This is a genomic window from Pseudomonas sihuiensis (assembly GCF_900106015.1).
GTDB classification, from domain to species: Bacteria; Pseudomonadota; Gammaproteobacteria; order Pseudomonadales; family Pseudomonadaceae; genus Aquipseudomonas; species Aquipseudomonas sihuiensis.
Genome location: NZ_LT629797.1, coordinates 1,801,964 through 1,828,483, shown reverse-complemented (window position 1 = coordinate 1,828,483; position 26,520 = coordinate 1,801,964). Strand labels below are relative to the sequence as shown.

At 61.2% G+C, this 26,520-nt stretch carries 22 protein-coding genes and 4 tRNA genes; 12 read left to right on the top strand and 14 right to left on the bottom strand.

The features are described from left to right. Window positions 1–18 precede the first annotated feature (18 nt). The 7 genes from BLT86_RS08605 to acnA form a co-directional block, all read right to left on the bottom strand. A complete protein-coding gene (locus tag BLT86_RS08605) occupies window positions 19–582 on the bottom strand; it encodes a GNAT family N-acetyltransferase (protein ID WP_092376074.1) in 564 nt (187 codons plus the stop codon). A 25-nt stretch (window positions 583–607) separates the two neighbouring features. Further along, on the bottom strand, window positions 608–1,309 hold the full coding sequence (locus BLT86_RS08600) for an SDR family oxidoreductase (RefSeq protein ID WP_092376071.1): 702 nt from the start codon (window positions 1,307–1,309) through the stop codon (window positions 608–610). 22 nt (window positions 1,310–1,331) lie between these two features. Beyond that, the gene (locus tag BLT86_RS08595) at window positions 1,332–1,952 is read right to left on the bottom strand and encodes a hypothetical protein (protein WP_092376069.1); all 621 of its coding nucleotides are present in this window, start codon (window positions 1,950–1,952) and stop codon (window positions 1,332–1,334) included. A 3-nt stretch (window positions 1,953–1,955) separates the two neighbouring features. Beyond that, window positions 1,956–2,306, bottom strand: a complete 351-nt coding sequence (locus BLT86_RS08590) for a VOC family protein (RefSeq protein WP_092376066.1) — start codon at window positions 2,304–2,306, stop codon at window positions 1,956–1,958. Window positions 2,307–2,491: 185 nt separating this feature from the next. Continuing rightward, a complete protein-coding gene (locus BLT86_RS08585) occupies window positions 2,492–4,879 on the bottom strand; it encodes a hypothetical protein (RefSeq protein WP_157719666.1) in 2,388 nt (795 codons plus the stop codon). Window positions 4,880–5,215: 336 nt separating this feature from the next. Then, complete coding sequence (locus BLT86_RS08580; RefSeq protein WP_092376061.1) at window positions 5,216–6,781, bottom strand: methyl-accepting chemotaxis protein; 1,566 nt, start codon at window positions 6,779–6,781, stop codon at window positions 5,216–5,218. Between the two features lie 176 nt (window positions 6,782–6,957). Next, the gene (gene acnA / locus BLT86_RS08575) at window positions 6,958–9,699 is read right to left on the bottom strand and encodes an aconitate hydratase AcnA (protein WP_092376058.1); all 2,742 of its coding nucleotides are present in this window, start codon (window positions 9,697–9,699) and stop codon (window positions 6,958–6,960) included. 256 nt (window positions 9,700–9,955) lie between these two features. Here acnA and rlmM point away from each other — a divergent pair, with 256 nt between their 5' ends. After that, entirely contained in the window at window positions 9,956–11,011 is a 1,056-nt protein-coding gene (rlmM, locus tag BLT86_RS08570; protein ID WP_092376055.1) for a 23S rRNA (cytidine(2498)-2'-O)-methyltransferase RlmM, read from the top strand. Window positions 11,012–11,100: 89 nt separating this feature from the next. Then, window positions 11,101–11,352, top strand: coding sequence for a sulfurtransferase TusA (gene tusA, locus BLT86_RS08565; protein ID WP_003460892.1), 252 nt, complete (start codon window positions 11,101–11,103; stop codon window positions 11,350–11,352). Window positions 11,353–11,437: 85 nt separating this feature from the next. Here tusA and BLT86_RS08560 read toward each other — a convergent pair whose 3' ends face one another. Together BLT86_RS08560 and BLT86_RS08555 are read right to left on the bottom strand one after the other, a co-directional pair. Next, complete coding sequence (locus BLT86_RS08560; protein WP_092376052.1) at window positions 11,438–12,496, bottom strand: DUF3080 domain-containing protein; 1,059 nt, start codon at window positions 12,494–12,496, stop codon at window positions 11,438–11,440. A gap of 39 nt (window positions 12,497–12,535) precedes the next feature. Then, a complete protein-coding gene (locus tag BLT86_RS08555; RefSeq protein WP_092376048.1) occupies window positions 12,536–13,909 on the bottom strand; it encodes an MATE family efflux transporter in 1,374 nt (457 codons plus the stop codon). A gap of 150 nt (window positions 13,910–14,059) precedes the next feature. Between BLT86_RS08555 and pdxB the strand changes: the two genes are divergently transcribed. From pdxB to BLT86_RS08540, 3 genes are all read left to right on the top strand, one after another. Beyond that, the gene (gene pdxB, locus BLT86_RS08550) at window positions 14,060–15,190 is read left to right on the top strand and encodes a 4-phosphoerythronate dehydrogenase PdxB (RefSeq protein ID WP_092376045.1); all 1,131 of its coding nucleotides are present in this window, start codon (window positions 14,060–14,062) and stop codon (window positions 15,188–15,190) included. 282 nt (window positions 15,191–15,472) lie between these two features. Then, the gene (locus BLT86_RS08545; RefSeq protein WP_021490593.1) at window positions 15,473–15,958 is read left to right on the top strand and encodes a glutathione peroxidase; all 486 of its coding nucleotides are present in this window, start codon (window positions 15,473–15,475) and stop codon (window positions 15,956–15,958) included. Next, window positions 15,955–16,413 carry a MarR family winged helix-turn-helix transcriptional regulator gene (locus BLT86_RS08540; protein ID WP_074915982.1) on the top strand — a complete coding sequence of 153 codons (459 nt, stop codon included), beginning with the start codon at window positions 15,955–15,957 and terminating at the stop codon, window positions 16,411–16,413. Before BLT86_RS08545 ends, BLT86_RS08540 begins: the two co-directional genes overlap by 4 nt. Here BLT86_RS08540 and BLT86_RS08535 read toward each other — a convergent pair. Further along, window positions 16,403–18,724, bottom strand: coding sequence for a response regulator (locus BLT86_RS08535; RefSeq protein WP_092376042.1), 2,322 nt, complete (start codon window positions 18,722–18,724; stop codon window positions 16,403–16,405). The genes BLT86_RS08540 and BLT86_RS08535 overlap by 11 nt on opposite strands. Window positions 18,725–18,834: 110 nt before the next feature. Between BLT86_RS08535 and BLT86_RS08530 the strand changes: the two genes are divergently transcribed. Together BLT86_RS08530 and BLT86_RS08525 are read left to right on the top strand one after the other, a co-directional pair. Continuing rightward, window positions 18,835–19,725 carry an ATP-binding protein gene (locus tag BLT86_RS08530; RefSeq protein ID WP_021490590.1) on the top strand — a complete coding sequence of 297 codons (891 nt, stop codon included), beginning with the start codon at window positions 18,835–18,837 and terminating at the stop codon, window positions 19,723–19,725. After that, window positions 19,722–20,204 (top strand): GAF domain-containing protein, encoded by a 483-nt coding sequence (locus BLT86_RS08525; RefSeq protein ID WP_092376039.1) that lies wholly within the window; start codon window positions 19,722–19,724, stop codon window positions 20,202–20,204. Before BLT86_RS08530 ends, BLT86_RS08525 begins: the two co-directional genes overlap by 4 nt. Window positions 20,205–20,329: 125 nt before the next feature. Here BLT86_RS08525 and BLT86_RS08520 read toward each other — a convergent pair whose 3' ends face one another. Then, complete coding sequence (locus BLT86_RS08520) at window positions 20,330–20,992, bottom strand: glutathione S-transferase family protein (RefSeq protein WP_059391515.1); 663 nt, start codon at window positions 20,990–20,992, stop codon at window positions 20,330–20,332. A 53-nt stretch (window positions 20,993–21,045) separates the two neighbouring features. Continuing rightward, entirely contained in the window at window positions 21,046–21,789 is a 744-nt protein-coding gene (locus BLT86_RS08515) for a hypothetical protein (RefSeq protein WP_021490587.1), read from the bottom strand. A 243-nt stretch (window positions 21,790–22,032) separates the two neighbouring features. Between BLT86_RS08515 and BLT86_RS08510 the strand changes: the two genes are divergently transcribed. From BLT86_RS08510 to BLT86_RS08495, 4 genes are all read left to right on the top strand, one after another. Next, window positions 22,033–22,108, top strand: a tRNA-Glu gene (locus tag BLT86_RS08510). Window positions 22,109–22,123: 15 nt separating this feature from the next. Further along, window positions 22,124–22,199: transfer RNA gene (locus BLT86_RS08505), tRNA-Gly, on the top strand. Window positions 22,200–22,245: 46 nt separating this feature from the next. Next, window positions 22,246–22,321 (top strand) — tRNA-Glu (locus BLT86_RS08500). Window positions 22,322–22,344: 23 nt separating this feature from the next. Next, window positions 22,345–22,420: transfer RNA gene (locus tag BLT86_RS08495), tRNA-Gly, on the top strand. A 111-nt stretch (window positions 22,421–22,531) separates the two neighbouring features. Here the strand turns inward: BLT86_RS08495 and BLT86_RS08490 are convergent. Together BLT86_RS08490 and BLT86_RS08485 are read right to left on the bottom strand one after the other, a co-directional pair. Continuing rightward, window positions 22,532–22,939, bottom strand: a complete 408-nt coding sequence (locus tag BLT86_RS08490) for a PA2817 family protein (RefSeq protein WP_090337542.1) — start codon at window positions 22,937–22,939, stop codon at window positions 22,532–22,534. 193 nt (window positions 22,940–23,132) lie between these two features. After that, entirely contained in the window at window positions 23,133–25,580 is a 2,448-nt protein-coding gene (locus tag BLT86_RS08485) for an acyl-CoA dehydrogenase (protein ID WP_092376035.1), read from the bottom strand. A 141-nt stretch (window positions 25,581–25,721) separates the two neighbouring features. Between BLT86_RS08485 and BLT86_RS08480 the strand changes: the two genes are divergently transcribed. Beyond that, window positions 25,722–26,384: a transglutaminase-like domain-containing protein gene (locus BLT86_RS08480; RefSeq protein ID WP_092376031.1), complete on the top strand. Its 663-nt coding sequence runs from the start codon at window positions 25,722–25,724 to the stop codon at window positions 26,382–26,384. Window positions 26,385–26,520: the final 136 nt, after the last annotated feature.

Below are 26,520 nucleotides of genomic sequence, written 5' to 3'. Positions count from 1 at the left end.
TCACCTGTTGCGTACGACTTACCGTTGACTTTGGCGGCTGCGCCAATCTTCGCTCAGGAGCCCGAAGAGTGCCGAGTCCGACACCTGTCCGTCGATGATCCAACGCTGACGTAGCAATCCTTCCTGGCTGAAGCCCAGGCGCTCCAGAGCACGACCGGAGGCGCTGTTGGTTGGGTCGATTTCAGCCTCGACACGATTCAGTTCCAGAGCTTCGAAACCATGGCGCAGTAGCTCGCCAGCCGCCTCCTGAACGTAACCCTTGCCCCAGGCAGACGATGCAATGCCAAAACCGATCTCTGCACGACGCGACACCGGCTCATAGTTGAACAGCAGGCATTTGCCGATCAGCTCGGCGCTTTCCCTGTCGACAATAGCCAGGGTCAGGCGTTGGCCATCGTGCATGGCCTGTTGCTCGGCGCGGATGAAATCCTGCGCCACGGCTTCGGAGTTCCAAGGTGGCGTGTTCCAGTACTGCATGACCTGCGGATCGGAAAAGATCGCGAACAGCGCCGCAGCATCCGCTGCTTGCAGAGGGCGCAGGACAAGACGTGGCGTCGTCAGAGTGACGTAAAGATCGGGCATCGGATTTCCTCGCGTGCTCAGGTGTTCAAAAGCGCTCGTCGGCGATGGCCGGTAGCACCAGCTCACGCACGTAACTGGCATCGGACAGACTCAGCAGCGTTCGCACCAGAGCGACGACATCGTGCAGCGGAATCAGCTGACCTTCGCCATTTTGCGCCGCCTGTTCAACCGGTGTTTGCAGGCCATCCTGGGTATTGAGGTAGCCCAGTTGCAGGCAGGTGACGGCCAGACGCTGATCGCGAAAACCTTCGCGCAGGGTCTCGGCAATGCCCTTGAGGGCAAACTTGCTGGCGCCGAAGGTGACTTCCGGGCGGCCGCTCTGTGGCAGGGCCGAGGTGGAGCCGGTGAGGATCAATTGCGGCTTGGCGCCGCCTAGCAGGCGCGGTAGCAGGCGTTTGAGCAGCAGCAAGGTCGCGCCGATATTGACGCTGACCATCTCGAGAATCTGCGCGTCTTCGTCTTGCAGAAAGCTGTAGTCATCCTCGAACGCGCGAGTTTCCCAGATCCCCAGGTTGTAGATGATCGCGTCCAGCTTTTGCGGTGCCTGGGCTTCAATGGCGTCCACAGCTCGCAGCGGATCGCTCATATCCGCCTCGATCCACTGGATACCCGTGGCCAGATCGGCCGGGCGGCTGCGTGAAATCCCGATCAACTCGTGGCCTTGCGCCAAACCTTCTACCAACGCACGGCCGAGACCTCGGCTGGCTCCGATCACCATTATTCGCATCGTGTCGTTCCTTGCATCACCCTTAGGTTACTGGTTGTAGCAGCAGGAATGCCGCTGTCCATGCGCTGTCGCCATCCTGGTAAATATCGGAGGAGAACTGGCGAACGCGGAATTTGCCCGCGGTTTTTTCACTGACGAGGTGCTTCATACGCTCCAACTTGCGCAGCACCTTCTCCTCCGCACTGTATTGGCTGCCATCTACGGCCGAGTAGTAATAGGCGAATGCGCCGAACTGCATGCTGGTGCTGTCACGGCCGATACTGAGCACAGAGGTGATGCGTTCGATGTCATGGAACCAGCCGGATTGTCCACGTGGCTGATTCTTGACCTCGATGACCGCGCGCGGAGTCGAATTAGCCCACCACAGAAGCATGTCGAAGCGTCCGCGTAGCCTGGCCTTGCGCGGTTTAGGGCCGGGAACGGTGGCTCCGGCATCGGTGATCGCGCTCTGTCCATGGGATTCAATAGTGACGAATTTGGCGCCAGGCAAGGCGTCGAGTTCGCGGGCGATGTACGTCGTTAGCACGTATTCGGCTGCGGCCCACAACCATTCGCCCCCCGACATACGTTCGTAGTCCTTTTGGGCCTTTTCGATTCCGCCAATGATCGCTCCCGCGATCACATCCATCGCGATGGTTGCCATCGCTCAGTTAGACCACACAGCAAACTCGTTGCCGCCCGGCTCGACGAAGTGAAAGCGTCTGCCTCCGGGGAAGGAAAAGATCGGTTTGACGATGTCTCCGCCGGCGGCCTTGATCTTGGCCAGGGTGTCTTCCAGCTGTGCGCTGTAGAACACGATCAGCGCGCTGCCGTTATCGCTGCGCGCGGACACCTCGGCGCTGAAGAAACCGCCATCCAGGCCTTCGTCGGCGAAGGCGGCGTAATCGGGGCCGTAGTCCGTGAATCGCCAGCCGAAAGCAGTCTGGAAGAAGGCCTTGGTGGCCGGCAGATCGCGGCTGGGGTATTCGACGTAATTGATCTTCTCGTGAGCAGGCATGCCGGGTTCCTTGGCAGTGAAGGCGATGGGATTTAACTAGATCAATAGCCGTCTGAGTAGACACGTATGTCTACCAGTTGAGAGCTATTTTTCTGTAGGTAGAGCCAGCGCTGGTTGACCCCTATGTTACTTGAATAATGACTTTATATTGTGGGGTTGGTATGAGCTTAGGGCGTGGTGGCTTGTTATCCTTTCTTTTGGAAAACCAAGTTTTCCCAATCGCTCCAGTTCACCTTATTGTTCTCAATAAAACTCTCTTCCCACTCTGTATCGCTGTCTTCTAAATTTAGGGCGATAGTGGTGTTGCTAGTTTTTCTAATGTCAAGGTTGTTTTGGCCATAAAATTGAGCGCTACAGGCATACATGTGACAGCCCATGCAGTCACACGTGCCGCCGGTGCATTCATCGCTAAGCAGTAGCGTTAAGTCGCTATCGAAGTCTCTGAATAAGTGCGTAAAAGTACCATTTTTATTGTCTATGGTGAACAAAATTGAATGAATTTCTGATGGGGCGACCTGATGGTTAAGGTTCTCCATATCGTTGACAGTTGCGCCTTTTAAAAGCTCTCCGGATTTGTCGAAAAAAGGATCAACAAAAACACTAAAGCCCTCCGCGGTAGCCCAGTGCATGAATTTATCAAAATCTTCATCGGCTTCGATGATATTAAGCCTGTACGATTTAAGAGGGAAATCAATGCTAGACCAATTTTCAATGTAAAATTTGAGATCCATTGGTGTTGTGATAAGAAAAACAGAATTATCTACCACTAATGGTTGGTTGCTGTTCTCGTCGAAAAAATAAACCAATGGAGTGTAGAAGTTTTTTATCTTGTCATGAAGTTGCGATATTCCTCTGGTGTATTGAGTGACTTCAAATCGCAAGCACTCAATTAGGTTGATTGGTTGGGTTGAGTTGCTCTGTATGTCATCATGTCTTCCTTGTATGTTTCCATCCGATGAATAGCAAAGGGGGTTGCCTTTTTTCTTTGAGTCTGCAATCCACTTGTTAAGTTGGCTACATACTATTTCGGATCTTTCTGTGTTGTAGCGTTGGACACGACCGCGCTCCTGAACATATCGAATATCTCCGTTGCTCAGAATGGCTTTTATACAAAGGTGACCATTTTTATCAATGGAGGATTTAGAGTTCCACAGAACAGACTTTATTGGCTGGTTGATCGCTGAAAGTCCAGCCCATAAAGCTTGTCCGTGGCCAAGGCTTAAAAACCATCGCTGATAGTCGAAGTCTTTCAACTCAGGATATTTATCCATGCCAGGGTTGTTTGCAATGCCAAGAACTCTGTCCGACGCGCGTAGGCATTTTTGATGAATTATCCCGGCGTCGAAAGGTAAGCCTTCCTCGCTAACTTCAATTAAGATTGAATGGTTAGAAAGTCCTCCCTGGCAATGGATGCATTTCGATATTTCGTTGTTGCTGATAATTTTATTTCTTACTTTTTCTGAATATGTTAGAGCTATCGGACTGGCATCAAAGTCGTATTCACCGTTTATTGGGCCTAACATGATTTTTTTATCCTTAATCCATTTTTGCTCTTCTATAAATCTCTTCGCTCCTGAGTAAGTTGAAAATCGTCCATGCAGTTTATGTCTAGAGCCATCTCCCATTTCTATTTCATGGTCATGAAATTTGAGTCTAAATTCACCGCTATCGTTGAACCTGTATAGCTCTAAGAGGGCGATCTCAAAGTCAGGTAGGAAAGAGTCTATTATGATAACTTCTCTTCCAGAGCATATTTCATAATTTTCTGGGTCAAACTGCATCTGAAAAAGAGCGTTGTCTTCTTGGTTGGTGTTGTTTTCGGAGTCGTTGCTCTTAATGAATTTTTTCATTACAGAGTTGATTCCGTTGATGTCAAGCGATTGGCGCTCCTTAGACCAGTCTAGTGTCTTTGAGATTAAGTATCCCCAGAGTAGGTTGGGATTGGTGCATAGTTTACTAGAGATTGATGCCAGGAAGGCCTTTTCATAGTTTCCGTTATTTTCTATGTCTAAGGCGATGATGTGTATATTTCGTATTAAGTCGTGGGCGGTCTTGATATGGTCGTCTGCGAATCCATTGTTATTTAATGATCTTGTTATGCATTTTAAGAGGATCTTGTATGTTAGTTCTTCTGACTTAGACATGGGGTTGTCTTGAATGAATGCCCCGCTAAGTCGTGCTGAGATCGTTATTTTTCTGAGGTCGGAAAGAATTTTTCTAGACGACTCATTTGATGTGATCAGTACATAGCGCTCGCATTTGTTCTGAGCTGTTTTATATTGCTTGGTGAATTGGTTGATGGTTTTGTAAAACTCAGAACCCACCTTGTCAGAGAGGGAGAGCTTTCTTTTTACTTGTAGGTATGTTTTGGAGCTTTTATGGGTGATGACAATATCGTCTATGGCGTCCTCTGTCTCGAATGCAACTTTGTATATTTTCTCTTCGTGCTCCCGCTCAAGAACGTTGGCGCAATCTAGTTCTAAGCCCATTGACAAGACAAAGAAAGCTGCGACTCGTTGCTGAAAGTCAATGCCACTATTCGTGGCTGCTCCGCCTCCGGTTCCTTTTGTCATTTATTTACTCTGATATTTGGTTTGGTTTTATGGATTTAACAGCTTGACGCTCATTCGGATAACTACAGCAAGGCGTTAAATGCTGCATAGCCTGCGCGTAGTTTTGGAGGGCAAACTTCCTGGTTATTTAAAAGCCTTCTCCAGCTCGCAGCCTGTAGTGAGGCGGTAGGGGTGTTTGGCAGGTTATACACCACGTCGGATAACTGCTGGCAAGTGGCAATTACGCGAAAGCGGGGATGGTTGGGAAGGGCGTAAGGAGATCGCGAGCAAGCTCGCTCCTACAAAAAGCAGGGCGGGGAGGGAAAGGCGCAGCGGTGAGCCGCTGCGCCTTTCGTTTCAGCGGTTGAAGCGTTCGACTAGGGCGTATTGGCCCTGTGCGGTGTTGGTCAGGGCTTCGCTGAGTTTGGCGGTATCGTTGGCTTCGCCGGCGGTCTGGTCTGCCAGTTGGGCGATGGTGGTGATGTTCTGGTTGATCTCGTCGGCGACGGCGCTTTGTTCTTCCGCCGCTGCGGCGATCTGGTTGGCCATATCGGCGATATTGGCCACCGAGTCGCTGATGCCGGCCAGGGCCTGATCGGCCTTGAGTACTCGCTCGACGCCTTCATCGGCCTGCTTGCGGCCGATTTCCATGGTTAGCACGGCCTCTTCGGCGGTGCGCTGCAGTTTGGCGATCAGGGCGTGGATCTGTTCGGTGGACTCGGCGGTGCGTTGCGCCAGCGAGCGCACCTCGTCGGCAACCACGGCGAAGCCACGGCCCATTTCGCCGGCGCGGGCGGCTTCGATGGCGGCGTTGAGGGCGAGCAGGTTGGTCTGGTCGGCGATGCCTTTGATCACGTCGACCACGCCGCCAATCTCGCTGCTGTCCTGGGCCAGGCGGGTAACCGTCTCGCCGGTATCGCCCACCGATTGCGACAGGCGCTGGATGGCTTCGCGGGTTTCAGCGGCGATGGTGCGGCCTTCGCTGGTCAGGCGGTTGGCTTCCTGGGTGGCGATGGCGGTGCGGGCGACGTTGCTGGCCACTTCCAGAGTGGTGGCGGCCATTTCGTTGACGGCGGTGGCGACCTGCTCGGTCTCGCTGCGCTGGCGCTCGAGGCCGGCCGAGCTGTTGTGCGCCAGCTTGTCAGCTTCACGCGCTTGCAGGGTCAGTTGTTCGGCGGTGTCCTGCAGGCGGGTGAGGCAGGTTTTCAGGCGCGCTTCCTGGCTGAGCATGGCCATTTCCAGGCGTGCTTCGGCGCCACGGCTGTCGGTGTACATCTGCGCGATCAGCGGGTCGGAGGTGGTTTGCTCGGCAAGGCGCAGCAGGCGTTTGACGCCGCGCGTCTGCCAGGCGATGCCAGCCAGACCCAGCGGCACGGAGAGCACGGCAGCGAGGATGAAGCCCCAGTTGCTGCCCATCCAGTGGCCGATCATGAAGCCGATCTGGCTGACCAGGATGAAGGGCATCCACGCCTGGACGATGGGCAGCCATTGATTGCTGGCCGGAACGGCCGACTTGCCGGCGTTGATGCGGGCGTACAGCGTTTCGGCGCGGCGCACTTGCTCGGCGGTCGGTTTGACGCGGACGGATTCGTAGCCGACGACCTGGTTGTTTTCGGTCACGGGCGTGACGTAGGCGTTGACCCAGTAGTGGTCGCCGTTCTTGCTGCGGTTCTTGACGATGCCCATCCACGGCCGGCCCTTCTTCAGGGTCGTCCACATATGCTCGAACACGGCCGAGGGAACGTCCGGGTGGCGCACGATGTTGTGTGGCGCGCGCAGCAGTTCTTCACGACTGAAGCCGCTGATGTCGACGAAGGCGTCGTTGCAGTAGGTGATTTGCCCTTTGAGATCGGTGGTGGATATCAGGCGTTGTTGTGCAGGAAAGGTGCGCTCACGCTGAGTGACCGGCTGGTTGTTACGCATGGCAGGTATCCGTCGTTGTAATGCCCTGTCATCGGCCGGCGAGCGGCGAAGTTGAGGGCTGAATCCGTTTTGGCGAGTTTAATCGCTTTTTGAATGACGTCACATTTTTGTCACGGCATGAGCCGTCCCTGGCCCGACGGTGAGGCCCTGCCGCATGGTACGGCAGGGCAGGTGCATCAGCTGGCGATCATCTGGCGCAGCACGTAGTGCAGGATGCCGCCGACCTTGAAGTACTCGACCTCGTTGAGGGTGTCGATGCGGCACAGCACTTCGACTTCCTCATGGGTGCCGTCTTCACGGGTGATGATCAGCGTCAGTGGCATCTGTGGGCGCAGTTCCACGCCTTCCAGACCTTCGATGGCCAGCACTTCCTTGCCGGTCAGTTTCAGGCTGGTGCGGTCGGTACCGGGTTTGAACTGCAGCGGCAGTACGCCCATGCCCACCAGGTTGGAGCGGTGGATGCGCTCGAAGCTTTCGGCGATCACCGCCTTGACCCCCAGCAGGTTGGTGCCCTTGGCCGCCCAGTCGCGGCTGGAGCCGGTGCCGTATTCCTTGCCGGCGATGATCAGCAGCGGCGTGCCTTCGGCCTGATAGCGCATGGCCGCGTCATAGATCGCCAGCTTTTCGCCGCTGGGCACGTGCAGGGTGTTGCCGCCTTCCTCGCCGCCGAGCATTTCGTTGCGGATACGGATATTGGCGAAGGTGCCGCGCATCATCACTTCGTGGTTACCGCGGCGTGAGCCGTAGGAGTTGAAGTCGGCCTGGGCTACGCCGTTATCGCGCAGATAGCGCCCGGCCGGGCTGTCGGCCTTGATGTTGCCGGCCGGGGAGATGTGGTCGGTGGTCACCGAGTCGCCGAGCAGGGCAAGGATGCGCGCCTGGCGGATATCGGTGATACGTGGCGGATCTCCGGCGATGTCCTCGAAGAACGGCGGATGCTGGATGTAGGTGGAGTCGCCCTGCCAGGCGTAGGTGTCGGCCTTGGGCATGTCGATCGCCTGCCATTTCTCGTCGCCGGCGAAGACTTCGGCGTATTCCTTGCGGAACATGGCGGTGTCGACCTGGGCGATGGCCTGGGTGATCTCGGCCTGAGTCGGCCAGATGTCCTTCAGATATACCGGTTGACCATCCTTGCCGGTGCCGAGGGCGTCGCGGGTCAAGTCGAGGCGCACGCTGCCGGCCAGGGCGTAGGCCACCACCAGGGGCGGTGAGGCCAGCCAGTTGGTTTTCACCAGCGGGTGCACACGGCCCTCGAAGTTGCGGTTGCCAGAGAGCACCGAGGCGACGGTGAGGTCGGCCTGGGTGATGGCTTTCTCGATGGGCTCACGCAGCGGGCCGGAGTTGCCGATGCAGGTGGTGCAGCCGTAGCCCACCAGGTCGAAGCCGAGCTTCTCCAGATAGGGCGTCAGGCCTGCGGCATTGAAGTATTCGGTGACCACCTTGGAGCCGGGGGCCAGCGAACTCTTCACCCAGGGCTGGCGCTGCAGGCCTTTTTCCACGGCTTTCTTGGCCAGCAGACCGGCGGCCATCATCACGCTGGGGTTGGAGGTGTTGGTGCAGGAGGTGATGGCGGCGATCACCACGGCGCCGTCTTTCAGGCGATGGGTATGGCCGTCGTCTTCATAGTCGACTTCGCCGCTCTGCTTGTCGCCGCCCACGGCGGTACCGCCGCCGCCTTCGCTGAGCAGGCGGCCCTCTTCCTTGGCGGTGGGCTTGAGCTGCAGGCCGACGAAGTCGTCGAAGGCCTGGCTGACCTTGCCCAGGGAGACGCGGTCCTGCGGGCGCTTGGGCCCGGCCAGGCTGGCTTCGACGCTGCCCAGATCCAGGCTCAGGCTGTCGGTGAACAGCGGCTCGGCGCCTGGCTCGCGCCATAGCCCCTGGGCCTTGCTGTAGGCCTCGACCAGTTGCACGGTGGCGTCCGGGCGGCCGGACAGACGCAAGTAGCCGAGGGTTATCTCGTCCACCGGGAAGAAGCCGCAGGTGGCGCCGTACTCGGGGGCCATGTTGGCGATGGTGGCGCGGTCGGCCAGCGGCAGATCGGCCAGGCCGTCGCCGTAGAACTCGACGAATTTGCCCACCACGCCCTTCTTGCGCAGCATCTGGGTGACGGTGAGCACCAGGTCGGTGGCGGTGATGCCTTCTTTCAGCTTGCCGCTGAGCTTGAAACCGATCACTTCGGGAATCAGCATCGACACCGGCTGGCCGAGCATGGCCGCTTCCGCCTCGATGCCGCCGACGCCCCAGCCGAGCACGCCGAGGCCGTTGATCATGGTGGTGTGCGAGTCGGTACCGACCAGGGTGTCGGGGTAGGCGAGGGTGACGCCGTCTTCCTCCTTGGTCCACACGGTGCGCGCCAGGTACTCCAGGTTGACCTGGTGACAGATGCCGGTGCCTGGCGGCACCACGCTGAAATTGTCGAAAGCGTGCTGGCCCCAGCGCAGAAAGGCGTAGCGCTCGCCGTTGCGCTGCATTTCCAGCTCGACGTTGTCGTGGAAGGCGCTGGACGAGGCGTAGCGATCGACCATCACCGAGTGGTCGATGACCAGGTCCACCGGCGACAGTGGGTTGATCCGCTGCGGGTCGCCACCGGCCTTGGCCATGGCATCGCGCATGGCGGCCAGGTCGACCACCGCCGGAACGCCGGTGAAGTCCTGCATCAGCACGCGCGCCGGGCGGTACTGGATCTCGCGGTCGGAGGCGCGCTGGTCGAGCCAGTCGACCATGGCTTGCAGATCCTGCGGCTGCACGGTTTGGCCGTCTTCGTTACGCAGCAGGTTCTCCAGCAGGACCTTGAGCGATTTGGGCAGGCGGTCGATGTTGCCGAGGCGCTGGGCAGCCTCGGGCAGGCTGAAGTAGTGGTAAGTGGCGTCGCCGACTTTCAGTTCGCGGCGGCAGTTCAGGCTATCGAGGGAGGGCATTGCACATCTCCTTGGGCCCGCACGGTTCGGGCTGTGTCTGATGGCGGCAGACCTTCAAGCTAGTTCGGCTTGGGCAGTCTGGCTAGCGCATATCCTTTATCGGTTGCTATGCGCTGCCTGTTCTGGGTGGCCGGGCCTCATCGAAACGCGATGGCTGGCGGCTCCCTAGTCTGGGGCAGCGCATATGTAGCTGGACAGGTTTAGCGGCTCTGGGTTCCGGTCTCGGGTATCATGCGCGCCTTGAGGAGACCCTTTGATGAATACCCTGTTTCTGCATTGCCGCCCCGGTTTCGAAGGGGAGGTTTGCGCCGAGATCAGCGACCTCGCCGCACGCCTGGATGTACCGGGCTATTCCAAGACCAAGCCCGGTAGTGCTTGCGCCGAGTTCGTCTGCAGCGAGGCGGCCGATGGCGAGCGCATGATGCGTAGTGTGCGCTTCAACAGCCTGATTTTCCCCAGGCAATGGGCACGCGGTGGTTTCGTCATGTTGCCGGAGAGCGATCGCATCAGTGTGCTGCTCGACGCCCTGGCGGACTATCCGGTGTGCGGCAGCCTGTGGCTGGAAGTGGTGGATACCAACGACGGCAAGGAGCTCTCGACCTTCTGCAAGAAGTTCGAGGTGCCGCTGCGCAAGGCGCTGCTCAAGGCCGGCAAGTTGGTGGACGACGCGAAGAAGCCGCGCCTGCTGCTGACCTTCAAGAGCGGCCGTGAGGTATTCGCCGGTATCGCCGAGGCGGACAACCAGGCGATGTGGCCGATGGGCATTCCGCGCTTGAAGTTCCCGCGCGAGGCGCCGAGCCGCTCGACGCTCAAGCTGGAGGAGGCCTGGCACCATTTCATCCCGCGCGAGCAGTGGGATCAGCGCCTGGCGCCGGGGATGACCGCAGTTGACCTGGGGGCAGCACCTGGCGGCTGGACCTGGCAACTGGTCAATCGGGAAATCCGCGTCACCGCCGTGGACAACGGGCCGATGGCCGAAAGCCTGATGTACTCCGGCTTCGTCGTGCATCAGCGCGCCGATGGCTTCACCTTCCGTCCACGGCATCCGGTGCACTGGATGGTCTGCGACATCGTCGAGAAGCCGGCACGCACGGCGGCGATGATCGAAACCTGGCTGGGCGAAGGGCTTTGTCGCGAGGCGGTGGTCAATCTCAAGCTGCCGATGAAGCAGCGTTACGCCGAAGTGCGGCGCCTGCTCGATCGCATCGAATCGGGGCTGGCCGAGCGCGGCCTGAAGGTCAGCATCGGCTGCAAGCAGCTGTATCACGACCGTGAGGAAGTGACCTGCCATCTGCGTCGGCATGGCAAGTGATGATCTGCGCGCAGGTCTCAGGATTGTGCGCGCAGGTGACCTGAAGGTCAGCTTTGCGCGACAATGCGCGCCTGTTTGTGGAGCCCCTTATGTCCGAAGCCCTGACCCTCAATCACGATGACCTGCTCGACGCCAGCGGCCTGAATTGCCCGGAACCGGTGATGATGCTGCACAACAAGGTGCGCGACCTGTCGCCGGGCGGCCTGCTCAAGGTGATCGCTACCGATCCGTCGACCCGTCGTGATATTCCCAAGTTTTGCGTGTTCCTCGGTCACGAACTGCTCGGCCAGGCCGAGGAAGACGGCACCTACCTGTACTGGATTCGCAAGAAGGCCGACTAGACAGTTATCTCGTAGGGCGGGTGCAACCCGCCAAATAGCGGATGTTGTTGGTCGCGATGGCGGGTTACACCCGCCCTACGGTTTGCTAGCTTTCGCTGTGCCATCCCGCCTGTCCCGGCGCCAGGCCGCAGCTGTTTAGCAAAGCCTGCCAGGCCTTGACGTGACGCGCCGTGGCGGCGCGGAAATCCTGCCATAACGAATCCTGTTCGCCTGCCAAACGCTGCAGGTGCTCGCGGGTGGCGGTGGGAATACCGTCGATGCGCTGCAATTGCAGCAGCGCTGCCTGCCACTGCTGGCCGCGTTGGTCGACCTGTGCCAGGTAGGGTTGCAGGCCGCCAGCGTAGAACTTGATGAAGATGTTCTGCAGGATGCGCCCGCGTGGCGTCGCCTGACCCAGCGGGCAGAGTGGGCGATTGCGCTGGCGTTGCTCCAGCAGTTCGCTGCCTGCGTCGAGGCTGTGGCGCAGGCTGGCCAGGCTGGTAATCAACTGGCCGCCTTGCTCGCTGGCGTAGAGGGCGAAGAACTGCGGTTCCAGCTCACTGGCGCTCGGCGGCAGTTGCGCAGGCAGGGCGGCGCCGATGCTCGCCAGCCGCTGCAATGCGTCCAGCGCGGCGCTGTCTTCCAGCATGTCCACCGGCAAGGCTTTATCAGCGAAACGCAGGTAGTTCTCGAACTCCGGACTGCCATTGAGCGCATTCCAGAATACTGCAGGCAGTTGCTGGCGCTTGTCGTCGGCCAGGCGTTGCAGGGTGGCCTTCAGGCTGGAGTCGTCCTGCAGATGCGGCAGGCAGTCGTCGATGGCGCGTAGCAGATCGCCTTCGTAGCCCAGACGCTGGCTGGGCATCAACTGTTTGCCCAGGCTGCTGTTGCGTCGGCTGATCAACTGCTGCAGATGCGGACAGCGCCGCGCGTCGATCACCAGATCGAGCAGGCCGATGCGCAGTTCGGGGATATCCGAAAGCCGCTCGCGCCGGGCTGGCAGGCGGTACTGACTGATGCTGCGCTTATCGAGCGAGCTGACGTTCGGTGCATCGAGCGAGCGCTGCAGGCGTTCGAGGTAATCGCTCTGCAGGGCCAGGCCATCGTTGGCCGGACCGCAGCCGGCGAGCAGAAGGAAGCAGAGGAGCAGGGCAGGTCGAATCATGCGCTCAGTCTAGAGCTGATTTCCTGCCTATCCAATGACTCAGACGGCCCGGCGGATGCGCTTGCGCGCGCTGCGCGCCAGGCGCACGGTGAGCATCGCGGCGGCGCAGGTCAGCCCCACCACCAGCCCCTGCCACAGGCCACTGGGGCCGCTGGGTTCGCCGAACAGGTCGGACAGCCCCAGCGCATAACCCACCGGCAGGCCAATGCCCCAATAGGCGAACAGCGTCAGCAGCATGGTGATGCGCGTGTCCTGGTAGCCGCGCAGCGCGCCGGCGGCTGTCACCTGGATGGCATCGGAGAATTGGAACAGCGCCGAATAGACGATCAGCGTTGCCGCCACGGCGATCACCGTCTTGTCCGGGGTGTAGATCTGCGCGATCTGTTCGCGCAGCAGGAACATCAGGCTGGCCGATACGCAGGCGTAGCCCAGCGCCGCCGCCATGCTTACCCCGGCAGCGAAGCGCGCCTCGCGCGGCTGACCACGGCCCAGTGCCTGGCCGACGCGCACGGTGGCGGCCATGGCCAATGAGTAAGGGATCATGAACACCATGGAGCTGAAGTTGAGCGCGATCTGGTGCCCGGCAACCACCGTGGCGCCGAGACCGCCGATCAGCAGGGCGATCACCGCGAAGATGCTCGATTCGGCAAATACCGCGATACCGATTGGCACACCGATGCTCAGCAGGCGTTTGATCACCGTCCACTGCGGCCATTCGAAGCGGGTGAACAGCGCGCTGGCACGGTAGTAGGGCGCCCACTTCACCCAGAGCAGCATGCCGATCAGCATGAAGCCCATCACCAGCGCGGTCGCCCAGCCGCAGCCGACACCGCCCATGGCCGGCAGGCCGAACTTGCCGTAGATGAAGATGTAGTTGGCAGGAATGTTCAGCAGCAGGCCGATGATGCCCAGCACCATGGCCGGGCGGGTGTGGCCGAGGCCATCGCTGAAGCAGCGCAGCACGTGATACAGCGCCACCGCCGGGAAGCCGCAGGCCACGGCGCGCAGGTAGCCCATGGCCGGAGTGATCAGCGCCGGGTCGACGTTCATGGTGCGCAGGATGAACTCGGCGTTCCACAGCAGCGCCGCAGCACTACCGCCGACGGCCAGCGCCAGCCAGAGTGCCTGACGCACCAGTGGGCCGATATCGGCCTCTTCGCCAGCGCCGAAGCGCTGCGCCACCTTGGGCGTGGTGGCCAGCAGGATGCCGGTCATCAGCAGGAAAACCGGCACCCAGATCGAGTTGCCCAGCGCCACGGCTGCCAGGTCCTGCGGGCTGACGCGCCCGGCCATCAGCGTATCGACGAAGCCCATGGCGGTGTGCGCCAACTGGGCGATGATGATCGGCGTGGCCAGAATGAGCAGGCTGCGCAGTTCCGTGCGCACGCGGCCAAGGCGGGTGTCGGTGGACATTTCGATTCTTCGGGATAGCAGGAAACCGCTTAGTCTACGCCTTGACGTGTCGGTCAGGAAAGGACGATGTGCCCCTCTGTCTGGCGGCCTGTGGGGCGACGCTGAGGTGCCGGCTGACTTAGAATGGCGACCTGCCCGATGGAGCCTGTCATGCACATAGTCGCCGACGAAAACATTCCCCTGCTCGATGAGTTCTTCGCTGCGTTCGGCAGCATCCGCCGCTTGCCAGGGCGCGCCATCACGGCGGCCGATGTGCGTGATGCCGACCTCTTGCTGGTGCGCTCGGTGACCCAGGTGAACCGCGCCTTGCTCGAAGGCAGCCGGGTGCGTTTTGTCGGCACCTGCACCATCGGCACCGACCATCTGGATCTCGAATACTTCGCCGCAGCCGGCATCGCCTGGAGCAGCGCACCGGGCTGCAACGCCCGTGGCGTGGTGGATTACGTGCTGGGCAGCGTGCTGACCCTTGCCGAGCGTGAGGGCGTTGACCCGGCTGCGCGTGTCTATGGCGTGGTCGGGGCGGGGCAGGTCGGTGGGCGTCTGGTCAATCTGCTGCATGGTCTCGGCTGGCAGGTACGGGTGTGCGACCCGCCGCGCCAGGCCGCCGAGGGCGGCGACTTCGTCAGCCTGGAGCAGATCATCGGCGAATGCGATGTGATCAGCCTGCACACGCCGCTGGACGCTTCGACCCGTCACCTGCTCGATGCGGCGCGTCTGGCTGCGCTCAGGCCTGGCACCTGGCTGATCAATGCCAGTCGCGGTGCCGTGGTGGACAACGCCGCGCTGCGCAGCCTGCTGCCACAGCGGCCTGATCTGAAGGCCGTGCTGGACGTCTGGGAAGGCGAACCGCAGGCCGATGTCGAGCTGGCCGCGCTGTGCCAACTGGCCACGCCGCACATTGCTGGCTACAGCCTGGACGGCAAGCTGCGCGGCACGGCGCAGATCTACCAGGCCTGCTGCCGGGCGCTGGGCGTAGCCGAGCAGGTGAGCCTGGCCGATCTGTTGCCGGCGCCCTGGTTGAGTGAGCTGAGCATCGACGGCAGCGCCGATCCTGCCTGGGCGCTGGCCAGCATTTGCCGCGCGGTCTATGACCCGCGCCGCGACGATGCCGACTTTCGCCGCAGCCTGGTTGGCGATGCCGATACCCGTCGCGCCGGCTTCGACCGCCTGCGCAAGCATTACCCCATGCGCCGCGAGATCGATGGCTTGCGCGTGCGTATTCAGGGGGATTCAGCGCCGCTGGCTGCTCTGGTACGAGCCCTGGGCGCCACCGTTTCGTAGGGTAGGTTGGCCGCCTGTCACGCTTGCAGAACAGTTTGCTAAGCCCGGTGCGGCGTAACCCACCATCGGTGCAACGCGACACACCGCCTGGTGGGTTACGTGGGGCGGCCATCCGAGCGCGCTGGGTTCATCTGCGTTTGGACGCCCTGCATTCGGCGCCGCTAACCCACCTTACGAGATAGCGTGTATTCGCATGCCTTATTTTGCATTAATTAAATTGCATGCAATTTAATTGCTCGCTACTTTGTTCGTCACTTCAAGCCCATTCAGGACGATTCCCCCATGAGCAACGCACTTTTCGATATTCCGGTCACCACCATCAAGGGCGAGCAGAAGACCTTGGCCGACTTTGGCGGCAAGGCTGTGCTGGTGGTCAATACCGCCAGCAAATGTGGCTTCACCCCGCAGTACAAAGGCTTGGAAAACGTCTGGCAGCAATACAAGGACAAAGGACTGGTAGTGCTCGGTTTCCCCTGCAATCAGTTCGGCAAGCAGGAGCCGGGTGACGAGGGCGCGATCTCCGAGTTCTGCGAGCTGAACTTCGGCGTCAGCTTCCCACTGTTCAAGAAGGTCGACGTCAATGGCAGCGATGCTCACCCGCTGTTCGTGCAGTTGAAGAAGCGCGCGCCGGGCCTGCTGGGCAGCCAGGGCATCAAGTGGAACTTCACCAAGTTTCTGATTGGCGAGGACGGCAAGGTGGTCAAGCGCTTCGCCCCGACCACCAAGCCCGAAGAACTGAGCAGCGAGATCGAAGCCCTGCTGAAATGAGTGCTTTCGACACCGCCGGGCTGCAGCTGGACAATCAGCTGTGCTTCAAGCTTTACGCCGCCTCGCGCGCGGTGATCCGCGCCTACAAGCCGATGCTCGACGCCCTCGGCCTGACCTACCCGCAGTATCTGGCGATGCTGGTGCTGTGGGAATGGCAGGAGCGGGCGCCCGAGCAGCCGACGCTCAAGGCGCTCGGGCAACGCCTGCAGCTGGATTCCGGCACCCTGACGCCGCTGCTCAAGCGTCTGGAGCAGATGGACCTGGTGCAGCGTCGTCGCGCGCAGACGGATGAACGTGAGGTGCATCTGGCCCTGAGCGAGGCTGGCAGGGCGCTGCAGGCGCAGGTCCTGCCGCTCAAGGCGCAGTTGCTCTGCCAGTTCGGCGATCAGGATCTGCTGGAGATGGAAGGGCTGCGGCGCAGCCTGGATCGGCTACTGGCTCGGCTCAGCGATTGACCTCATCGGGCAGCCAGGTGTCGAGCATGACTGCCAGTTCTTCACGGCGGAAGGGTTTGGCCAGGTAATCGTTCATGCCAGCAGCGCGGCAGCGCTCGCGCTCGTCGGACAGCGCATTGGCGGTCAGGGCGACGATGGGCAACTCCGGCCAGCGGCCATTGCTGCGGATGCGTCGGCTGGCTTCGTAGCCATCCATCACCGGCATGTTGCAGTCCATCAGGATCAGGTCGATGGGCTCCTGCTCCAGCACCTCCAATGCTTCAGCGCCGTGTGCGGCGACCAACACCTGGTAGCCGAGCTTGGCCAGCATGCCTTTGGCGACCATCTGGTTGACCGGGTTGTCTTCGACCAGCAGCACGCGCGCTGTACTTTCTCGCGCAGCTTGCGTCTGGGCGCTGCTGTGCAGGTTGCCGTCGTCGCTGTGGAGGATGTGCCGCAGCACCTGTAGCAGGCCATTGCGCGCCAGCGGGCGGGCGATCTGCAGCAGCGGCATGAGACGCTGCGCCTGCTCGTGCGGCAGGAAGTTGCCATAGGCGGTGACCAGCAGTATCGGCGTGCTGATCGCCGGGCGAATACCCAGCAGGCATTCCGGGCAATCGCTGATCAGCAGGTCGGCATCCACGCCGTGCAGGCTGGTATCGGTATCCAGGCGCTGATAACCCAGGCCCCAGGCTGGCAGCCACTGGCTGAGCATCTGCTGCAGGCCGCTGCTGGCCGGCGTCAGCGCGACGATGCGGCCGTCCAGCACAGGTTGGGAACCGGCTTGCGCATGGGCGGGCAGCGGCAGTTGCGCGCAGAACTCGCTGCCGAAGCCCTCTTTCGACTGCAGCGTCAGCTTGCCATGCATTGCTTCGCACAGGCGCCGCGTCAGCGCCAGGCCTAGCCCGGTGCCGCCGTACTCACGGGTGATGCCGACTTCGGCCTGGGCGAAGGGCTGGAAGATGCGCGCCTGAGCATCTTCGGCGATGCCGATGCCAGTATCGCGCACGCGGATGCTGATGCCGTCCTTACTGCAGGCGACGATCAGGTCGACGCGGCCGAAGCGGGTGAATTTGAGCGCGTTGGACAGCAGGTTGCTGACGATCTGGCGCACCCGTGTCGGGTCGCCCAGCACCTGGGTCGGCAGTGCCGGGTCGATCAGGCAAGTCAGCTCGACTGCGCTGGCGGCGTTCTGTGACAGCAGGCTGGCGGTTTCCTCGGCCAAGGCGCCGAGGTCGAAGGGAATTTCCTCCAGTTCGAGCTGGCCTGCTTCGAATTTGGACAGGTCGAGAATGTCGTTGAGTAGTTCCACCAGCACCTTGCCGGAGTCATGGGCAATGCCCAGCTGCTGGCGCTGCTCGGCGCTGAGTGGGCCGTCCAGAGCCAGCGCGAGCATGCCCAGCAGGCCGTTGAGCGGCGTACGGATCTCGTGGCTCATGTTGGCCAGAAAGGCCGAGCGCGCCTGCGCCATGTTCAGGGCGGTGGTACGCGCTACCTCCAGTTCGCGGTTGGACTGGCTGAGGCGGGCGTTGGTGGCCTTGAGCTCGGCGGTGCGCGCCGAGACGATATTTTCCAGTTCGTTCAGGTACTGGGTCAGGCGGTCTTCGGCGTTGCGTCTTTGCTCGATCTCCTGGGCGATGCTCGACAATTGGCGGTTGGTGACCTCCACCAGGGTACCGATCTCGTCGCGCTCGTGGCCCTTGGGGCAGGGCACGGGGCGGTGCTGCGGGTCTTGCGGGTTGCGTTCGCTGAGTGCACGAATCACCCCGGTCAGGGGCTTGGTCAGCATGAAATAGAACAGCACCAGCAGGATCAGTGACAGCAGCAGGCTGCGCGCGAAGCCGGTGAGCAGAGTCAGCAGCGAACGTCTGAGAAAGTGACTGCCGAAGGCGTAGGTGTCGACTTCCAGGCGTAGAAAGCCCAGGGCTTCGTTGGGTGCATGGCTGACGTGGAGCGGGTCCTGGAACTGCCGCTGGGCCCCGAACAGGCTGTCGCTGAAGACCCGGTAGCGGCTTTCCCGGCGTGGGCGGCTGACGCTGGCCAGCACCAGGCCGTTGTTGTCGATCAGTTCGGCGCGGGTCACCGCGGGCGAGCGCAGCAGGCCGAGGACCAGCTCCTGCGCCAGTTCCGCGTCGATGTTGTAGGCGATACGGGCGGCGGGGTTGTGGCTGATTTCCAGCAGCGCGCGAATCTCGCGGTTGATGGAGGCCTCTTCGCTGGCATAATCGACCGCCACCTGGGTGACGCTCAGCAGCGTACCAAGGATAAACGCCACCAGGACGGTCAGGCCGGCCTGTTTGAACGACAGGCGATTGGTGAGCGAAATGTCCATAAAGGCGTGCGTGGTCTCTGATCCTTGGGCGCCTGCCAAGCATAGCTGATAGCGACCCTGTACCGGCAGAGCCTGCAACGTGCGGCTCTGCGCAAAAGGAGTAGTAGATCGTGGATTCCCGGTTACTGGATTTTCTTGCCCGCGCCGAGCAGGTGCTGGAGCGCATCGAACCCCTGCTGCCTGCACTGCGTCCGGAGGTGGACTGGAGCAAGTGCGTGGCGGCGCGCTGGGTGCGTGATGGTCGCAGTGGCTACCTGCTGCCACTGGATGTCAGCCTCGACCTGTCGCTGAGCGACCTGCTGGGTGTGGACGCCCAGCGCGAGCAACTGGCACGTAACACCCGTCAGTTCGTCAGCGGCATGCCGGCCAACCATGCCTTGCTCTGGGGCGCGCGTGGCACTGGCAAGTCGTCGCTGGTGCGTGCCCTGCTCGCCGAGCACGCCAAGGCCGGCCTGCGCCTGATCGAGATCGAGCGCGATCATCTGGCCGACCTGCCGCGCGTGGTCGAGCTGCTGGCCGGCTTGCCGCAACGCTTCGTGCTGTTCTGCGACGACCTGTCGTTCGAAGCGGGCGAGGGCGACTACCGGGTACTCAAGAGCGTGCTCGACGGCTCGTTGGAGCAGGCGCCGGACAACGTGCTGCTGTACGCCACCTCCAACCGTCGCCATCTGGTGCCCGAGCATCAGAGCGATAATGAGAACTGGAAGCGGGTCGACGGCGAGTTGCACCCTAACGAGGCGGTGGAGGACAAGATCGCGTTGTCCGACCGCTTTGGCCTGTGGCTGTCGTTCTATCCCTTCAGCCAGGATCACTTCCTGCTCGTCGTGCGTCACTGGGTAGAGGTGCAGGCGCGTCAGGTAGGGCTCGACTGGAGCTGGGACGAGGCGCTGGAGAAAGCCGCCATTCGCTGGGCGCTGGGTCGCGGTAACCGCAATGGCCGCTGCGCCTATCAATTCGCCCGCCACTGGGTCGGGCTGCAACTGCTGGAGCAACAGGCATGATCGATCTTTCTCAGACTGGTGGTGATCTCAACGGTTACCCGCTGCTGAGTGCACAATTGCAGGCATTGCTTAGCGGCGAGCGCGACTTCATCGCCAATGCTGCGCAGTTTTCCGCCTTCCTGTTTCACGAGCTGGCCGATCTGAACTGGGCTGGCTTCTATCTGGTGAAGGATGGCGAGTTGGTGCTCGGCCCGTTCCAGGGCAAGGTGGCCTGCGTGCGCATCGCCTTCGGTCGTGGTGTCTGCGGTGCCGCGGCGGCTAGCCTGCAAACGCAGCGAGTCGAGGATGTGCATGCCTTCCCAGGGCACATTGCCTGCGACAGTGCATCGAACAGTGAGCTGGTGGTGCCTCTGGTCAAGGAAGGGCGGCTGATCGGCGTGCTGGATCTGGACAGCCCGTCGGTGGGGCGTTTCACCGAGGTGGATCAGGCCGGTATCGAAGCGCTGGCAGCGATATTCCTGGCCGCCAGCGACTGCTGAATACGCCTTTGGCGATGCGGGGAGACTTGATCCGCTAGGTGCGCTGCGCGCACCGCTGGTTTGAGACGTTGCCGAAGCTGATTTCGCAATCGGTGCGCACGGCGCACCCTACGAAGCGGGCGTGGTCAGCGCTTGGCGCCGATCTTCTCCAGTGTGCGCAGTTCGCGCGGCAGCAGTTGCTGTGTGGATGCGCGGGCCTTGATGCGCTCGTAGTGCGCCAGCAGGTTCGGCCAGCGGCCGGCATCCAGGGTTTCCCCGCCGTGCTCCATGTTGATCAGTTGGCTGGCCAGCGCCAGGTCGGCCATGGACAGTTGTTCGCCAAGGAAGTAGGGCGCGTCACCCAACGTGGCCTCGAAATAGTCGAAGTGATTGGGCAGCTTGTCCTTGAGCGTCTGCTGCACCTTTTCCTCATCGCATGGCTGACCCATGGTGGCTTTCAGCACGCGGTTGCGAAACACGGTGAAGGTACACAGCGGCGCCAGCTCGTAGTCCGCGTATTTTTCCAGCCAGCGTACCTTGGCGCGTTGCTCCGCACCGTCGCCATATAACGGCATGTGCTCAGGGTAGCGCTCTTCCAGGTACTGGCAGATGACGCTGGAGTCCGCCAGCTTCAGGTCACCATCGCGAAAGGCGGGAATCCGGCCTAGCGGATTGAGCTCGCGAAACCAGTCCGGCTGGCCGAAGGGCATGACCACCTCGAGCTCGTAATCCAGGCCCTTTTCGATCAGGCACAGGCAGAGTTTGCGGACGAAGGGAGACAGGGGTGCTCCGTAAACGGTCAGGCTCATTACAACTCCTATCGGCGGTCAACGTGGTTGACTGAGTGAAGGCGGTCGTCTGCTCAGTCGTAGATGTTCTTCTTCTTCCAGTCGTCTTCCAGGTCCTTCAGACCTTCTGTCAACTGGCTGGGTTCATCCGCGTTGGGTACGCTGTTGTTGAGCACCATGGCATTGGCGCGCGCCAATTGCTCTTCGAAACGCTTGAGTTGCGTCTGGTAAGGGGTTGGGTCAGGTTGCTTGCGCAGGTATTGCACGCCGCGTTCGAAGGCCAGGCGGGCCTGGCCGGGTTGATTCTGCTGCATGGCCGTCTGGCCCAGGGTGCTGAAGAACTCGATATGCACCAGTACCAGCATCTGACGAATCTGCTTGAGCCAGTGCTTGCCATCGTTGGCGGGCAGCAGGCCGCCCTGTACCGAACTGGTGATCAGGGCGTGCAGGTTTTCCAGAAGGAAACGTACGTCCTTGGCCTTGGCTTCGTTGGCGATGGGCTGTGGTGGGTTCTTTACCGGGATGGATTCGCCCTGAGCGACCTGAGCCTTGAGGGTGTCGATATCGGTCTTCAGTCTGGCGTTCTGCTTGTCTAGCGGCAGCAGGCGTTCGCTGACTTGCAGCTGCAACTGGCTCAGCAGCAGCTTCAACTGCGGTGTCATCAGCTGCCCAGGCATGCGTTCGGAGATATCCTGGCAGCGACGAATGCGGTCGAGCAGATCAGCGCGCTGGCGCGCTTTTTCCAGCTTGCTGTTCTCGACGGCGTGGTTGATGTAGGCAATCACCATCAGCAGGGCGATGCCGCCGACGATCAGCATGGTTATCACGAGTGCGGACACTGCTTGGGACCTCTCGAGAATCGACTTTTCGACCGAGTGTAGTGGCTTGGCTGCATGGCTCCTAGTGGCATATCGATTTATGGGCTGAAGTCTTTGATTTTAAAAATTTTTTAGAGAGAGGTTGACGACCCTCGAAAGGCTCCATAGAATGCGCGCCACTTCCAGCGCAATGCTAGAAACAGAGCGAAGGAAGCCGGAAAGTTGCTTGATGTTCCGGGGTGTGTCCCCTTCGTCTAGTGGCCTAGGACACCGCCCTTTCACGGCGGTAACAGGGGTTCGAGTCCCCTAGGGGACGCCACTTTCAAGTTGTAATGCGGGAATAGCTCAGTTGGTAGAGCACGACCTTGCCAAGGTCGGGGTCGCGAGTTCGAGTCTCGTTTCCCGCTCCAAAATTTGGAAATGCTGCTTCGGCAGGATTTCAAACGAAGTTCCAAGGTCCCCTTCGTCTAGTGGCCTAGGACACCGCCCTTTCACGGCGGTAACAGGGGTTCGAGTCCCCTAGGGGACGCCATTTTTGTTGTACCAAGTTGTATTGCGGGAATAGCTCAGTTGGTAGAGCACGACCTTGCCAAGGTCGGGGTCGCGAGTTCGAGTCTCGTTTCCCGCTCCAAATAAATGAAAACGCCGCTCAATCGAGCGGCGTTTTCGCTTCTGTCGTTTGTACAGGCACAAAACAACAGGCCCGCCGGTTTACCGTGCGGGCCTTTTGTTTATTGGCAGATCAGTGCTTGGAGCCGTCGGTGGGCAAGGCCAGCAGTTGCTTTTCCTGGTTCCAGTCGAAGGGTTCGTCGTTCTCCTCGGCTTCGAAACGGCGCTCGTCGAGGGCCTGGTACAGGGCGATTTCCTCGTCGGGCATGAAGTGCAGGCAGTCGCCGCCAAAGAACCACAGCAGGTCGCGCGGTACCAGATGGGCGATCTGCGGGTAGCGGTGGAACACCTGGCTGATCAGATCCTGGCCCAGGTACTGGCTGGACACCGGGTCGCGCGGCAGTTCGGCGAGCAGTTCGTCGTAGCGCTCGAGGAACAGGGCATGGCTGTCGTCGAGCACCTGTTCGGCTTCGCCCAGGGCGACGAGGATGCCGCGCAGGTGGTTGAGCAGGGCGAGGTGGTGTTCTAGATGGCTGGCCATGGTGCGGTTTCCTGAAGGGTAAAACGGGCGCAGGAGTATAGAGTTCCTGGCGCCCGCTGTCCCGTTTGGCTGGCCTTCGTGTAGGAGCAGCTTTTGGCGCGGCATCCTGCTTAGCTCTACCTCATGCATCCCTGCAGTCGTAGCCGCGACACAAGAAACTCGCGGCTACAGCCCCTCTCTCGAGCCGTTCGAGTTAACGCACCTTGCCGCGGCTCAGCTTGAGCTCTTCCTTGGCGAAGTCGTCGACGTCGATCACCCGGCGCCGCGCCGCTTCGGCCGCTTGCAGGCGCTGGCCCTGTTCGCCGTCGAGGATGCCGGCAGCGATCGCCGCCTCGATGGCGTCCTGGCCCGGCGCTGGTTGCAGGCTGCCATCCTTGAGCGCCTGGTGCAGACGCTTACGCGCATCCTGGCTGGCTTGCACCAGGTTCAGCGCATGTTGCAGGGCACCGACCGAATCCTGATCGGCCTGCGGCCGGTAGCAGCCTTCCAGTACCGACTCCAGTGCCGGGTCGCCGGCCTGGCGGCCAATGATCGCGGCCACTTCGGCGTCCAGTTCGTCGCTCGGGCCGTGATGGCGGCGACCCAGCGGGAACACCAGCACTTTCAGCAGGCAGCCGAACAGGCGGTTGGGGAAGTTGCTCAGCAGGTCATCGAGCGCCTGCTCGGCGTGGTAAAGGTTTTCCTCCATGGCCCAGCGCAGCAGCGGACGAATCGCTTCCGGGTAGTCCAGGTCGTGGTAGCGCTTGAGCGCGGCCGAACCCAGGTAGAGATGGCTGAGCACGTCGCCCAGGCGTGCAGACAGGCGCTCGCGGCGTTTCAGGTCGCCGCCGAGCAGCATCATGCTGCTGTCGGCGCACAGCGCGAAGGCCGCCGCCAGGCGATTGAGCGCGCGGTAGTAAGGCTGGCTGAGGTCGTCGCCGGGCACCTGGCCCAGGCGGTTCAGGGTCAGCCCCAAGAGGAAACTGCTGGCGGCGTTACCGACGGCGAAGCCGATATGGCTCATCAGCAATGCGTCGAACTCGGCCAGTGCCTGATCCTTGTCCTCGCGGTCGGCCAGGGCCATTTCCTTGAGCACGTAGGGGTGGCAGCGGATGGCGCCCTGGCCGAAGATCATCAGGTTGCGCGAGAGAATGTTGGCGCCCTCGACGGTGATGAAGATCGGCGCGCCCTGCCAGGAGCGGGCCAGGTAGTTGTTCGGGCCCATGATGATGCCCTTGCCGCCGTGCACGTCCATGGCGTGGCCGATGCACTCGCGGCCGCGTTCGGTCAGGTGGTACTTGAGAATCGCCGACAGCACCGAGGGCTTCTCGCCCAGGTCGACGGCGTTGGCGGTAAGGATACGCGCGCTATCCATCAGCCAGGCGTTGCCGCCGATGCGCGCCAGGGCCTCTTGAATGCCCTCGAAGGCGGCCAGCGGCACATTGAACTGCTCACGCAACTGGGCGTACTGGCCGGTGGCGAGGCTGGTGAACTTGGCCGCGCCGGTGCCGACTGCCGGCAGCGAGATGGAGCGGCCGACCGACAGGCAGTTCATCAGCATCATCCAGCCCTTGCCCAGGTACTCCTGGCCGCCGATCAGGTACTCCAGCGGAATGAAGACGTCCTTGCCCGAGTTCGGCCCGTTCATGAAGGCAGCGCCCAGCGGCAAGTGGCGACGGCCGATTTCCACGCCGGGGGTATCGGTGGGGATCAGCGCCAGGCTGATGCCCAGGTCTTCCTTGTCGCCGAGCAGGTGATCCGGGTCGTAGGCCTTGAAGGCCAGGCCGAGCAGGGTGGCCACCGGGCCGAGGGTGATGTAGCGCTTTTCCCAGTTCAGGCGCAGGCCGAGCACTTCCTCGCCGTTGTACTGGCCCTTGCAGATGATCCCGGTGTCCGGCATGGCGCCGGCGTCGGAGCCAGCCAGCGGGCCGGTGAGTGCGAAGCAGGGGATGTCATCGCCGCGCGCCAGGCGCGGCAGGTAGTGCTGGCGCTGCTCATCGGTGCCGTAGTGCAGCAGCAGTTCGGCCGGGCCGAGGGAGTTGGGCACCATCACGGTGGAGGCCAGGTCGCCGCTACGAGTGGCCAGCTTCATTGCCACCTGCGAGTGGGCGTAGGCGGAGAAGCCCTTGCCGCCGTATTCCTTGGGAATGATCAGGGCGAAGAAGCCGTGCTGCTTGATGTGCTCCCAGGCTTTCTCCGGCAGATCCATCTGCTGGCCGACCTGCCAGTCGCTGATCATCGCGCAGAGTTCTTCGGTGGGACCGTCGATGAACGCCTGTTCCTCTTCGCTCAGCTTGGCCTTGGGGTAGGCCAGCAGCTTGTCCCAGTCCGGTTTGCCGCTGAACAGCTCGCCATCCCACCACACCGTGCCGGCTTCGATGGCATCGCGCTCGGTCGTCGACATTGGCGGCAGTACGCGCTGGAACCAGGCGAACAGCGGGCTGGTGAACAGTTGCCGGCGTAGATCGCCGAGCAGGATGAACGCGGCGACGGCGCCGGTGACGATCCACAGTAGCAGTTGCAACCAGCCCGGTACCGGGCTGAACAATGCCATGGCCACCAGATAGGCTGCGGTGATGCCGAGGGCAGGTAGGGCGGCGGTACGGCTATGGGCCAGGTAGGCGACCCCGAGCAGCAGAACCAGCAACCAGATGACGAGCATGTGCATTCCTCCATGATTCGAGCGGGCGACGCCCCGAGCATAGCCATAAATGGCGGCAGGGGCGGTGAGCTTGGCCGGATCGTCGTCAACGTGGCGCAATCGACGGGATTAGACTGAAGCAAACTTCAGGAGTCCCCCGTCATGCAGACCTGTCTACGTCCCGGCCGCTTCATTGACAGTGACCATCCCGCGGTAATCGAGTTCGCCGAACGTTGGCGTGGCGCCTCACGAGAACCGATCAGTCAGGCCGTGGCGCTATATCTCGCGGTACGTGACGAGATTCGTTACAACCCCTATGCCTTCAGTCTCGATGCGCAGACATTGAAGGCCAGCCATGCGCTGGCGAGCGGTGAGTCTTACTGCGTACCCAAGGCCAACCTGCTCGCTGCTTGCGCCCGGCATTGCGGCATTCCCGCGCGCATCGGCCTGGCCGATGTGCGCAATCACCTGTCCACGCCGCGCCTGCTGGAGTTGCTGCGCAGCGAGGTGTTCGCCATGCACGGTTACACCGAATTGCACCTGAACGGGCGCTGGGTCAAGGCCACGCCGGCGTTCAACGAGGCGTTGTGCCGGGTATTCAAGGTGGCGCCGCTGGAGTTCGACGGCGTGCATGACAGCGTCTTCCATCCCTACAACGACAAGGGCGAGCGCTACATGGAGTATCTGCATGACCACGGCCAGTTCGAGGATCTGCCCGAGCAACTGTTCTTCGAGCATCTGCGTGGCTGTTATCCGCACCTGTTCGAGACCGGTGCGCTGCAACTCAGTGGCGATATGCAGCGTGAGGCCAGTGTTATCGACTGAGTCGATAATCAAGATCGGCAGGACGGCCTTTTCTCCGCGCGTCAGGGTCGGTAGGGTGCATGCCAGCAATGAGCGGGCGAAACACACCGTTGCAATCGAGCGTCTTCGCCCTCATCTATAACCACCTCACTCTCGC